The organism is Ruegeria sp. BE9, assembly GCF_056538765.1.
In genome coordinates this window covers 1,122,454-1,134,806 of sequence record NZ_JBQFTS010000001.1, presented here as the reverse complement: position 1 = coordinate 1,134,806, position 12,353 = coordinate 1,122,454, and the positions used below count along the sequence as shown (strand labels likewise).

Here is a 12,353-nt window from a genome sequence, read left to right as displayed (position 1 = left end):
ATTTTAGCTTGGAAAATTGCATTCCGTGGCGTCAATTGGCGCCAAGGAAAATGGTCGTTACCGATTCCGAGGAAGAAAACAGAAATCCAGAACACACTTGGAAAGGATACATCATGCCGGCGTTATTGGAGACGGTAGACCCGAATGGGCTCGAGGAGTTTTCAGTTGTATTTACGGATCGGTCCCTGAACCACATGTCCACGCAGTTCCAGCAGGTCATGCGGGACATCTCGGACATGTTGCGCGACGTTTATCAAGCCGAGGGCGTCGCGGTCATCCCCGGTGGCGGGACTTACGGTATGGAGGCCGTCGCAAGGCAGTTTGCCCGGAACGCTAACGTACTGGTTGTTCGGAACGGGTGGTTTTCCTATCGCTGGAGCCAAATTATTGAATCCGCCGATCTGACCGCCTCGGTCACTGTTATGAAGGCACGGCAGACTGGTAACACAAGCCCATCTCCATTTGCTCCTGCTCCGATCGAAGAGGTGGTTGCCACGATCCGAGAGCAGAGGCCGGATGTTGTATTCGCCCCGCATGTCGAGACATCGGCAGGCCTGATCCTGCCAGATGATTATGTGACTGCAATGGCAGAGGCCGCACATGAGGTCGGAGCCCTGATGGTTCTGGATTGCATCGCGTCTGGTTGTGCGTGGATCGATATGAAAGCCACAGGTGTGGATGTTCTGATCTCGGCCCCCCAAAAAGGTTGGAGTGCGTCCCCTTGCGCCGGTCTGGTTATGCTATCCGAGCGCGGAGAAGCGCGGTTGGCAGAAACGACTTCAGATAGCTTTGCCGTCGATCTTAAGAAGTGGTGCCAGATCATGCAGGCTTATGAGGGCGGCGGACACGCCTATCACGCGACCATGCCGACTGACGCGCTAAAGGCATTTCGCGACACGATGGTCGAAACCCGCGAATATGGGTTTGACAAACTGCGTGACGCACAGTGGGCATTGGGTGACGGTGTACGTGCCATGCTAAAGGACAAAGGAATTGTCTCTGTCGCTGCCGATGGTTTTGGCGCGCCCGGAGTCGTGGTCAGCTATACCTCGGACCCTGAAGTTCAGAACGGTAAGAAGTTCGCTGCGTTGGGAATGCAGATCGCAGCCGGTGTGCCCCTACAATGTGATGAGCCGGAAGGTTTCAGCACTTTCCGCTTGGGTCTGTTTGGGTTGGACAAGCTTTATGATGTGGACGGCACAATTGCACGACTGAAACGCGTGCTTGATCAGGTTCTGTAAGCCTGCAGGGCCTCAGCGCACGCCGAGGCCCATCTGCATCAGTGTTTTCCGTACGGGCGGCAACGAATAAAGCGCATTGAGCCCCATCGCCCGCGCATCGCGCAAAGGCCGTACTTCGATCATCGAGGCGCGGTTCAACAGATCGATCCCTTTGACGCGCATCTCTATCTCAGTATGGCGGGCCTTGTGATAGGCATCCAACATCTGCGCGTCGCCCAGAGCTTCGGGCCTGGCCTGGGCAAGATCCAGCAGGCTGCGAAGATCACCCAGTGACATGTTCAAACCCTGAGCTCCTATCGGAGGCACAACATGCGCTGCTTCGGCCATCAGCGCGACCCGCTCACCTGACAGGCGTTCTGCCGATTGACTGATGATCGGCCAGATGGTCCGTCGTGAGGCCAGCTTTAGCGGCCCAAACAAACCGCAGGATCGTTCAGTCATCAATGCTTCAAAGGCTTCAGGTTCAGTATTCAGAAGTTCAACAGCGCGGGGTCCGCGCTCCATCCATACGATCGCGGAAGATGGCTGTCCTTGCCAGTCGGGTAAGGGAACCAGAGTGAACGGTCCGCCCGAACGGTGGATCTCAGTTGAAACGTTCTCGTGAGGGATTGGGTGCGTGACAGCGAAAGCCAGCGCTTTCTGTCCGTAGCGCGTGGTGTGGACGTTAATGCCCGACGCCTCTCGCATGGGCGAACTGCGCCCGTCGGCGGCGACCACAAGCTTACACCTCACACGGCTACCGTCGCTCAGCCCGACACGAGCCTCGGCTGTTCGGGTGAACAGGCTGACGGTGCCTGTGCCTGGACGAAAGTCCACGTTTGGTAATTCGGAAAGACGGGCCACCATCTCGCGCCGAAGCAGCCAGTTGGGTAGATTCCAGCCAAAGGGTTGATCCGAAATGTCAGCGGCGTTGAAATCCCGCACAACGCGGGGTTCAGGTACATCGCCACCGGCATCCACAATGCGCATGATTTGCAATGGGGCAGCAAACTCATCCAAGCGTCGCCACAACCCACACTGCTCCAAGAGCCCATGAGCCGGCTGCAAGAATGCCGTGGTCCGCAGGTCAGATCCGTCGACATCTCGCTCGGTTATAGGGGGGGTAGGGTCGACGCAGATTACGTCGAACCCGGCAGTTCCAAAGGCCGCCGCAGCGGTTAGGCCGGCGATTCCTCCGCCGGAAATGAGGATGTCACAGCTATCAGTCATGGCCTTGGTCTCCGAGTCTTGGTCAGAACCTAGTTCGGTTGCAAGGCGGGTGCCAAGTGACATCCTGTCCCGTGTATCAGCCGCGTGAGATCAGGATGAGGAGGATGAACATCATCGGCACCATCATGACGGCCGGGATGTAAAGGCCTGGCAGGCCAAACAGCAGGGCCGAGCACCCCCACATGCTGAAAATTGCCGCGGCTGTGTAGTACCAATCCTCAGCCTCGCCGTTGGCTGCATCCTTGGCCAGCCAGCCGAAAACAGGGATTGCAAACAACAAGCGCTGCCAAATGGGCAGACGCCGAGGCATCTCGATCGCGGTCATGGGGGTCTCCAGTTCTGTTCGTCGCTGAGGCGCATATAGGAGCGATGCTGCACCTGCAAAATGTGCAGATCGTCGCAGTGTGACAGCCTATCGCAGACGGGCCAGAAACGCGGTCAAATCGTCAGTGTGATGGTGAATATGGTCCGCTTCGTGCGGCTCAGGGGCGACGTGCACTGTGCGCATTCCCATCTCGTGCGGTGCAGCCAAATTGCGAGGGTCATCCTCGAACATCGCGGCTTTGGTGGTATCAATTCTGTCCTGCGCGAAGATCGCCTCGAACGCAGCTTTTTCGGGCTTTGGTTTGTAGCCCGCGTGTTCAACGCCATAGATCGCATCGAACAGACCGCTGAGACCACGCGCCTCAAGTACGCGCTCGGCATAGGGTGCGCTGCCGTTGGTGTAGACAATGCGACGCCCGGGCAAGGATCGTATGTGGTCAGCGAGTTCTGCATCAGGATCCATATGACTCATGTCCACCTGATGAACTGCGTGCAGATAAGGATCCGGGTCCAAATCATGCTCGGCCATTAGGCCGGCCAGTGTGGTGCCGTATTCGCGCCAATAGTGCGAACGCAGCCGGTCCGCTTCGGCCCGGTCGACGCCGATAGCCTGTACCACATAATCCGTCATCAGCACCTCGATCTGATCGAACAGGCGCATACGCGGCGGGTATAGGGTGTTATCGAGGTCGAACACCCATTGTGTGACGTGATTAAAAGAAGGTTTGACCATGACTTTGGTTTAGGGCGCAGCGACCTGGTTTTCAATGCTACACTTGATTGCGGTGGCCAGTGACGGATAGACATGTCCGAACGAGGAGACAAAACACCCAATGCCCCAATCCAAACAGTCCAACAAAGACGCCTATAGTCTTATTCTTGAAGCGATTGACGTGGGAGTATACAAGCCCGGCGATCGTCTGGTCGAAAGCGAGCTTGCCGAGCGCTTCGGTGTGTCCCGCACCCCGATCCGCGAAGCGTTGCAGCGTCTGGAAACCCAATCGCTGCTAGAGAGGGATGGGCGCTCGCTTATCGTAGCTTCTCTGGATCACAACCAGATGGCTGAGCTGTACGTTGTTCGACGTGAATTGGAAGGTCTGGCAGCTAAGCTCGCTGCGAAGCACGCAACTGAAGAAGAGATCAAAGTTCTTCAAGATATGGTTGCCGCAGATGACGCGCTGGTGGGGGACCCGGCTGCCTTGTCACGTGCCAACAGGCGTTTCCATGAGCAGATCCACCTGGCCTCGCACAATCGGTATCTTGTGCAGCAACTGGACCTAGTGCATCGGACTATGGCCTTGATGGCTACCACGTCGTTGGCGGTACATGGTCGGGGCGAGATTGCACAAAGTGAGCACAAAGGGATTGTCGAAGCGATAGCTGCTCGCGACGAAGAAGCCGCTCAGCGCGCCCTAAAAGAACATATTTCGGTGGCGTTCATGACACGGCTGAAGCAAGACGCCGTTCGGCGCGAAAACTGATAGTTAAGTCGGTGAGGCCTCCTCACAGGCCTGACCGTGCTGGGTTTTGTCCCAGAAGAACGGGTTGATTACCAGTTCCCATAGGGCCTTGTAGCAAGCGAGAACGCCCAGTGGAAAATACAGGGGCATTGTTAGAACCCACGGCAATAGGAACCGCCGCTCGCGTGCTGAGACAGCTAGAAATCCTGCGCAGGCGTTGGTGAGTTCCGCGGCGAGGAACAGGACAATCAGCCCGCTCATCGTTCCGCTTGGAATTAAAGTGTCCAATACACTAGGCAGGTTCAGGGTTGATAACCAAAACAGCCATAAAACCGGGGCCAGTAGGAATTGTCCGATCGTACCAAGGAAGAAGGCCTGAACCCCCCAAAATCGTAGCAACCCAAGGTCTTTGCAGAGGCGTCTGGGCGCCCTCATATTCACCAAATAAGTGACCATGAAACCCTTTAGCCAGCGGGATCGCTGCCGAACCCAAGGCCATGCACGGAAATTCGCTTCTTCGAAAGTCGTGGTATCGACCATTTCGGTGCGATAGCCCGCTCGGCTGAGCCTGACACCGAGATCGGCGTCTTCTGTGACGTTGTGCGCGTCCCATCCCCCCAGTTCCAGCAGCTTGTCCCGGCGAAAAAAGAAGGTCGTGCCGCCCAGTGGCACAACTAACCTCAGGCGCGCGATTCCCTGTAGGATGACGCGGAACCAGCTGTTGTATTCGATGGTAAAACAGCGTGAACGCCAGTTGGTTCTTGGGTTGTAGTAGTCCAGAACCCCTTGCAGGCATACGACCTCTTTCTCGGCTTGTGCAAAGTGGCGGACAACCCGCTCAATCTGATCGGGCTGTGGCGCGTCCTCGGCATCCCAAACTCCCAATATTTCGCCTCGGCAAAAGTCGAGGGCATAGTTCATGGCACGGGGTTTGGTTGTCAGCCCGTTTAATTCGGGGACTTCCACAGTTCTGATCCAGCTAGGCAAATCCACATTGGCTACAGTGTCTCGCGTAACATCGTCAGCCTCTTCAAGAACCAGAATGACGTCTAGTAGTGCTTTGGGGTAGGTAAGACGTTTTAGCCGTCTAATTAAGGCATCTGCGATTTCCCTTTCTTTGTAGAGCGGCACCATGATGGACACGCAAGGCAGGGAGATTGGTGCGTTTAATGCTTGTGAATTTTGACCGGATTTTTTGTTGGGCCAAAGATGGGCAACCATTCCGACCAGACGCAGTGTCATAAACAAGACCAAGGTGATCACTGCAAAGCTGACGAGAACAGTTAATCCCGCTTTGGGCAACGCAGCGAATGCTGCGACCAGAGCGGTAAGGGCGACGGTTGGACCCACGCGAGAACGAAACGTCCAAGAGCGACAGCTCTGGCCTATGTCGACACGGGTTTCTGCTGCCTCCGCAAGGGTGCGTGAGTAAACGCGGGCGATGGCGCGATCAATTTGATCTGCAGAGGAGAGGACAGGGACGATCGTATAGCCGACATCCTCAAGCGCAGAGTGTACTTCGCGAAACAGGTCCGGCCTTGCAGTCGCAATCATAAGAATCGGGCCTGTGCGCATCCACGGGATAACGTTGTGTTCTAGCCAGAACTCTACGGGTTTGATGGTACAGATTTCGGGGAGGGGTGGAGTGCTGTCTAGATCGGCAATCTGAAGCCCGGATTGTTCGGACAAAGCCGCCAGCACATCCTTACGGTCGATCCAGCTCTCTGCGACCAGGATTTCACCTAATGGTGCCTTTTGCCAAGACTGTAGAAACAGCGCCTCATCCAACTGAGCGCGGGTAATAAGGCCTTGATCTATCAGGCAGGCCCCCAATGGCTTTTGCCTCTGCACATGGATCGGCGCGGTACGCGCGAATTGCTGCAGGTTAAGCTCGACCATAAAAAACAACCCTGACGCGATTAGACGTATCAGGGTTGCTCAATTAAGGTTAACAGCGGGTTAATGCTGTTCGAACAAGTGGTTATGCTTGTTCTTTTTTGCCAGCCATTGCCTCTGCAAAGCGTTCAAACAGGTAGAAGCTGTCCTGAGGACCCGGAGAGGCTTCGGGGTGGTATTGAACCGAATAGACCGGACGGTTGGTCATGCGAATACCACAGTTCGAACCGTCAAAGAGCGATCTGTGAGTTTCTACAACGCCATCGGGAAGAGACTGCGCGTCTACGGCAAAGCCGTGGTTCATCGATGTGATCTCAACCTTGCCGGTTTCCAGATCCTTGACCGGGTGGTTGGCTCCGTGGTGACCGTGATTCATCTTAACCGTGTTACCGCCCAGAGCCAAAGCCAGCATCTGATGGCCTAGACAAATGCCAAAGACAGGAAGGTCGGTTGTGTCCAGTACCTCTTTGATCATCGGCACGGCGTATTCGCCGGTGGCGGCTGGGTCGCCAGGTCCATTCGACAGGAAAACGCCATCTGGGTTATGAGCCAGAACTTCGGCAGCAGTCGCGGTGGCCGGCAGGACGGTGACATCGCAACCAGCCGACGCGAGGCAGCGCAGAATGTTGCGTTTCGCTCCGAAATCGAGGGCGACAACCTTATGGGCGGGGGCTTCTTGGCGGGTGTAGCCCTCCGGCCAGGCCCAACGCATTTCATCCCAGCGATAGCTTTGTGCACAGGTAACTTCTTTGGCCAGGTCCATGCCTTCCAAGCCAGCGAAACCGCGCGCTGCTGCAACCAGAGCTTCGATGTCGAAGTTGCCCTCAGGGTCATGTGCCAGCGCCACGTGCGGGGCACCTTGCTGGCGAATGGCGCGTGTCAGGCGGCGGGTATCAACGCCACCGATGGCGATGCGGCCACGGCGGGCCAACCACGCTTTTAGCTCTTCGGCTGAGCGCCAGTTGGACGGCTCGGTCGGGTCCCATTTAACGACCATACCTGCCGCTACAGGATCACCGGTTTCGTCATCTTCGGGGTTCACGCCGACATTCCCGATATGGGGGAAGGTGAAGGTGACAATCTGACCAGCATACGAGGGGTCAGTCATGATCTCCTGGTATCCGGTCATGGCGGTGTTAAAGCACAGCTCGGCCACAGTCTGGCCGGTGGCGCCGAAGCCCATTCCGTAGAACAGTGTTCCGTCGGCCAATGCCAGACATGCGGTGGGCTTGGACGGGGCGTTCTGGGCCATCGGGCGACTCTCCTGCTGGGTAAATCGGCGCATAACTAAGGGGGTTGTGGCGCTGGGTCAAGTCTGTTCAAATTTTGGGCTATTGTTGAAAATCAATGAGTTAACGATATTCGCCCCCTGTTGTGTCGCGCTTTTTGTTTCGATATGGTCGGGGTTCCTTTTCCATGGGGATGGACAGATCATATGGATATGCGATCAAGGGTGAACTCTGCCCTGAAGCAAGCAATGAAAGACAAGGATGCCGAGCGTTTGTCGACGCTGCGGCTTATCAACGCCGCAATCAAGGACCGCGACATTGCTTCGCGTGCCTCTGATAACGAAGAGGCCAAGGGCTGCGGTGATGCCGAGGTTCTTGAAATCCTTGGTAAAATGACCAAGCAGCGCAAGGAAAGCGCGCGTGCCTACGAAGAAGGCGGGCGTCTGGACTTGGCTGAGCGCGAACTGCGCGAAGTTGAGGTTATCGAAGAATTCCTGCCCAAGCAGTTGGATGAAGACGAAGTAGCCAAAGCCATTCAAACGGCAATCACCGCCACCGGCGCTGGTTCGATCCGAGATATGGGCAAGGTTATGGGAGAGCTGAAGACTCGCTACACCGGTCAGATGGATTTCGGTAAGGTTGGCCCGATGGTCAAAGATCATCTCTGTGCCGCCACAAACGGCTGCTGAGGCGGCCCTCAACATTCAAAACAATTTACTGCGCGACTGGTTCGCGCAGTTTTTGTTTGAGATCCTCGTATAACGCTACACGCTCGTCTTCTGAGAGGAAGGCGCCGATCTCGACTTCGCGCCCCTCACCAGTAAGCGTAACGTAGTTTGGAACAGGGCCACCGTGTTTATGGATCTCAGGGCGGGCCCAATAGCGATTACAGCTCCATTCCTGACGACCATAACGCGGATGCTCATGAACCAAATGAGCCTCGGTTCCTGAGAGAGTCAGAACTTCAGAGATACTGCGCGCGCGGTAGTTGGCCTGGATTGCCAGCCACAGCCCGCCAACGGTAATCAGCAAAAAGGGTAATAGCCCCCAAAGTAGTGCGGAGCCGAGCACCGCCATCAAAGGGATCAGCCCAAATAGAAACACCGAAAATACAACTCGCATCGCCCAACGCGGCGGCAGTGAGTTATGCGGCCAAAGCCGTAACTCTTGTTCACTAGGTGAGTTCTGATTCCATTGGTATGGCATTTTCCGAAATTAGCGCATCGTTTTGATGTGTCGAAGGCTGATTACACAACGTGCCCCACACGAGCCCAAGACAAAGCGTCGTCCAGACGATCGTCCCCCCAGAATACTTCTCCATGGACAACAAAACTGGGGGCGCCAAACACTCCGAGGCTTACGGCGCGTTCGGTTTCAACTTCCAGAGCTGCCGCTGTATCTGGGCTGCGCGCACGCGCTAAAACCAGGCGTGGATCTTGCTGGCATCTGAACAGCGCTTCGGTGATTGCGTTTTCGCTACCAGCTTCAATGTTGTCTTCGAACCAAATGCGATACAGCGCCGAAGTGAAGTTCTTGCCCCAACCGTCCCCCATGCCCAAAAGGGCGACTTGATTTGCCAAAACCAAATCACTGATCGGGTAGGGCGCAGGCAACTTTGCGTGAATGTTGTACTTGGCAGCCCGTCGTTCGATGTCGCGCCACATATAGGCAGACTTAATTGGCTTATCCGCAAAGGGAATGTTCTTTTGCGACGACATCACGCTGCGCACGTTGAACGGCCTCCACTTTACCGATGCGCCGTTTTCCTCGCACCATTCGTCCAGTCGCATGACAGTCAAAAAGCTGTAAGTGCTGCCGATGGAATACCAAAAATCAAATTCAGGCATCTGACACTCCGATCTCAGAGTTACAGTCATACCATATACTAAATTACTCAGATTTTCGATCTTTGCCTGAAATAGAACGTTTCGGTCGCTTGGTATTGCCTCAGAGCAAAGCGTTTTTGATTGGCTTTAAGGGTTCGGGTGGGGTGCCGAGATCGCTGAGTTGTCGCATATCGGTTTCTATTGTTCGACAGAGGGTTGAGATCGGAACATCGGTTGCGTCGCCTTCAAATGGATCTTCCATGGAAGCGCTGACACGTTCGGTGACAAAGAAAATCCAGCAAACCAATGCTCCCACTGGCGCATATGTCAGCCAGTCGACAAAAACGGTTTTGATCAACGACGCATCGGTTCCCACCATGATTGATCGTTCGTCATTAAAGGCCAGCGGCAGCATGAAGATAAATATCCAGCTGAAGAGGCGACCGATTTCTGCGACTTGTCGTGGGAAAGGCGTGTTCTTGATCCGCTCGCACTGACCTTGCGCTTGTGTAAAACGGGCCAGCCGGTCCATGAGCGACACGTGCCAATAAGGAGAGATCAGCCCCTGTTGCGCCATTTCCGACAGGCGTTGGGCCTGAAGATTAATGAGGAAAGCGGCCGGGTTGGTCTTTCCATTCAAGCGTGGCAAATCTTCGTCCAACTGATGGGTTTCCCAGCTTTCCGGTTTCTGGTGCAAATCTTGACTGCTTGGAACAGGTGAATGTCCAAACATCCAGGGACTGCGCGACCTGCCATGTTTTGCAGGTTGTCTGAGTTGGAAGGCTAAAAGATTTATCCACGCTATGTGCCGTTCGATGAGTTCTGAACGAATGGTTGGGTCAATTGGCGACCCGTCGGGTTGGACAAGTGTTCCAATCGTATTGCTCCAATCCCTGCTTGCGTTCGCAATATCACCCCAAACCATTCGGGCCTCGATCCAGCGCCCATAGGTCGACGTGTTCTTGAAACCAAGGAAGAATGCGACCGCTAAACCTAGCATCGCCACAGGAGGGCTGGGGTTCGATATCAGGTCGACTGGGGTAAGTTCATCCACGACTTGGACAGCCAAAATCCAGGCGAGGACAATGCAGATGAAACCCGCTGATCCCTTGAGTAGCTTCCTAATCGAAATGCCGTCGTGAAGTATCATGTTCTTCGGCTCGAATGTCTGGACATAATGAAACTGTAAAACTGAATACTATGTCTTTGGTCTTTGGCCTGTCCATGCCCACATAATCTGCGACTTTTTCCTTATGAACAACAAAGCCCCGCACAGGGGCGGGGCTTTGCCTTTTTCAGATTGTAACTGGGGGGGTTAGTGCGCGTGGCCCTTGTCCCAGTCTTCCTGCTTTGGCAGCTGCTCGAACGTGTGCTCGGGCGGCGGGGTGGGCAGGGTCCATTCCAACGTGTCCGCGTATTCGTTCCACGGGTTCGGACGTGTCTCTTTCGCGCCGCGCAGCAGGGCGTAGATCACGATGCCGAAGAACAGCAGGAACGAGGCGAACGAGATGAACGCACCGATCGACGATACAAAGTTCCACTGGGCGAATGCCTCGGGGTAGTCGATGTAGCGGCGCGGCATGCCCTGACGGCCCAGGAAGTGCTGCGGGAAGAAGGTCAGGTTGGCGCCAATGAAGAACAGCCAGAAGTGAACCTTACCCCAGAACTCGGAGTACTGACGGCCTGTCATTTTGCTGAAGTAGAAGTACACACCAGCAAAGATTGCAAAAACTGCACCCAGCGACATCACGTAGTGGAAGTGAGCAACCACGTAGTAGGTGTCGTGATAGGCACGGTCTACACCGGCCTGCGACAGAACCACACCGGTTACACCACCAACGGTGAACAGGAACAGGAAGCCGAAGGCGAACAGCATCGGAGTCTTGAACTCGATAGAACCGCCCCACATGGTTGCGATCCACGAGAATACCTTAACACCAGTCGGAACCGCGATGACCATCGTAGCCAGCATGAAGTAAGCCTGCTGACGCAGCGACATACCAACGGTGTACATGTGGTGCGCCCACACGACAAAGCCCAGGACACCAATCGCAATGATCGCCCAGACCATCGGCAGGTAGCCGAAGATTGGCTTGCGCGCGAAGGTCGCGATCACGTGGCTGATGATGCCGAAACCGGGCAGGATCACGATGTACACTTCCGGGTGGCCAAAGAACCACAGGATGTGCTGATACAGGATCGGGTCACCGCCACCGGCCGGATCAAAGAAGGTGAAGCCAAAGTTGCGGTCCATCAGCAGCATGGTGATTGCGCCCGCCAGAACTGGCAGTGACAGAAGAATCAGCCACGAGGTGACGAAAATCGACCAGCTGAACAGCGGCACCTTGAACAGGGTCATGCCCGGGGCGCGCATGTTCAGGAAGGTTGTGATCATGTTGATCGCGCCGAGAATCGAGGAGGCGCCCGATACGTGAACGGCAAAGATCGCAAGGTCCATAGACATGCCGCCCTCGGTCGTCGACAGCGGCGGGTACAGAACCCAACCCACGCCCGAACCGAGCTGGTCGTTACCACCGGGGCTCAGCAGCGAGGCCACGCCCAGCGAGGTGCCAGCGACGTATAGCCAGAAGGACAGGTTGTTCATCCGCGGGAACGCCATATCGGGCGCGCCGATCTGCAACGGCATGAAATAGTTGCCAAATCCGCCGAATAGGGCAGGGATGACAACGAAGAACATCATCAGAACACCGTGATAGGTGATCATAACGTTCCAAAGGTGTCCGTTGGGGGTACATGGGTCGGCCATGAAGCCTTCCAGGCACATATACTGAACACCGGGGTGCATCAGCTCGAGCCGCATGTAGACGGTCATCAGAACCGAGATCAGACCGGCCAGTGCCGATACGATCAGGTATAGAATCCCGATATCCTTGTGGTTGGTCGACATAAACCAGCGCTGAAAAAAGCTGCGCTGGTCTTCATGGTCGTGACCATGAATGGCTGCGTCTGCCATTTAGGTGCCTCCTGTTGCAACTGCGCCGCGCTGTCGGACCTCTCCAACGCGCGGGATTGCCTGTGTTTTTAGATTGCGAGTGGGCGACCTTCAATGGTCGAGTTTGATCTGGATCAAGATTAATTGTCGCGGGTAGGAGGGTAACCCGCGAATTTTGACCTCCAGACCCCGTCGATCTGGGTATTCCCTGCAAG

General features: G+C 55.5%; 12 protein-coding genes. 3 read left to right on the top strand and 9 right to left on the bottom strand.

What is annotated here, in order from left to right; all coding sequences use genetic code 11:
- The first annotated feature begins 113 nt into the window (after positions 1–113).
- Entirely contained in the window at positions 114–1,241 is a 1,128-nt protein-coding gene (locus ACR0EO_RS05485; RefSeq protein WP_480688237.1) for an aminotransferase class V-fold PLP-dependent enzyme, read from the top strand.
- A 12-nt stretch (positions 1,242–1,253) separates the two neighbouring features.
- Here ACR0EO_RS05485 and ACR0EO_RS05480 read toward each other — a convergent pair whose 3' ends face one another.
- From ACR0EO_RS05480 to ACR0EO_RS05470, 3 genes are all read right to left on the bottom strand, one after another.
- Entirely contained in the window at positions 1,254–2,450 is a 1,197-nt protein-coding gene (locus tag ACR0EO_RS05480; protein ID WP_480687771.1) for a UbiH/UbiF family hydroxylase, read from the bottom strand.
- A gap of 76 nt (positions 2,451–2,526) precedes the next feature.
- Positions 2,527–2,775, bottom strand: coding sequence for a hypothetical protein (locus ACR0EO_RS05475; RefSeq protein ID WP_480687769.1), 249 nt, complete (start codon positions 2,773–2,775; stop codon positions 2,527–2,529).
- Positions 2,776–2,862: 87 nt separating this feature from the next.
- On the bottom strand, positions 2,863–3,507 hold the full coding sequence (locus ACR0EO_RS05470) for a pyrimidine 5'-nucleotidase (protein ID WP_480687767.1): 645 nt from the start codon (positions 3,505–3,507) through the stop codon (positions 2,863–2,865).
- 100 nt (positions 3,508–3,607) lie between these two features.
- Between ACR0EO_RS05470 and ACR0EO_RS05465 the strand changes: the two genes are divergently transcribed.
- Entirely contained in the window at positions 3,608–4,255 is a 648-nt protein-coding gene (locus tag ACR0EO_RS05465; protein WP_480687765.1) for a GntR family transcriptional regulator, read from the top strand.
- Between the two features lie 3 nt (positions 4,256–4,258).
- On the opposite strand, the gene ACR0EO_RS05460 is transcribed toward ACR0EO_RS05465, so the two are convergent.
- Both ACR0EO_RS05460 and carA read right to left on the bottom strand, forming a co-directional pair.
- The gene (locus ACR0EO_RS05460; RefSeq protein WP_480687763.1) at positions 4,259–6,133 is read right to left on the bottom strand and encodes a glycosyltransferase; all 1,875 of its coding nucleotides are present in this window, start codon (positions 6,131–6,133) and stop codon (positions 4,259–4,261) included.
- 82 nt (positions 6,134–6,215) lie between these two features.
- A complete protein-coding gene (gene carA / locus ACR0EO_RS05455) occupies positions 6,216–7,382 on the bottom strand; it encodes a glutamine-hydrolyzing carbamoyl-phosphate synthase small subunit (protein ID WP_480687762.1) in 1,167 nt (388 codons plus the stop codon).
- 183 nt (positions 7,383–7,565) lie between these two features.
- Between carA and ACR0EO_RS05450 the strand changes: the two genes are divergently transcribed.
- Positions 7,566–8,048: a GatB/YqeY domain-containing protein gene (locus ACR0EO_RS05450; protein WP_480687760.1), complete on the top strand. Its 483-nt coding sequence runs from the start codon at positions 7,566–7,568 to the stop codon at positions 8,046–8,048.
- A 25-nt stretch (positions 8,049–8,073) separates the two neighbouring features.
- Here the strand turns inward: ACR0EO_RS05450 and ACR0EO_RS05445 are convergent, their stop codons facing one another.
- From ACR0EO_RS05445 to ctaD, 4 genes are all read right to left on the bottom strand, one after another.
- Positions 8,074–8,565, bottom strand: a complete 492-nt coding sequence (locus ACR0EO_RS05445) for a DUF2244 domain-containing protein (protein ID WP_480687758.1) — start codon at positions 8,563–8,565, stop codon at positions 8,074–8,076.
- Between the two features lie 41 nt (positions 8,566–8,606).
- The gene (locus ACR0EO_RS05440) at positions 8,607–9,206 is read right to left on the bottom strand and encodes a DsbA family protein (RefSeq protein ID WP_480687756.1); all 600 of its coding nucleotides are present in this window, start codon (positions 9,204–9,206) and stop codon (positions 8,607–8,609) included.
- 100 nt (positions 9,207–9,306) lie between these two features.
- Entirely contained in the window at positions 9,307–10,335 is a 1,029-nt protein-coding gene (locus ACR0EO_RS05435) for a bestrophin family protein (protein WP_480687754.1), read from the bottom strand.
- A 165-nt stretch (positions 10,336–10,500) separates the two neighbouring features.
- Positions 10,501–12,159 (bottom strand): cytochrome c oxidase subunit I, encoded by a 1,659-nt coding sequence (gene ctaD / locus ACR0EO_RS05430; protein WP_480687752.1) that lies wholly within the window; start codon positions 12,157–12,159, stop codon positions 10,501–10,503.
- Between the last annotated feature and the right edge of the window lie 194 nt (positions 12,160–12,353).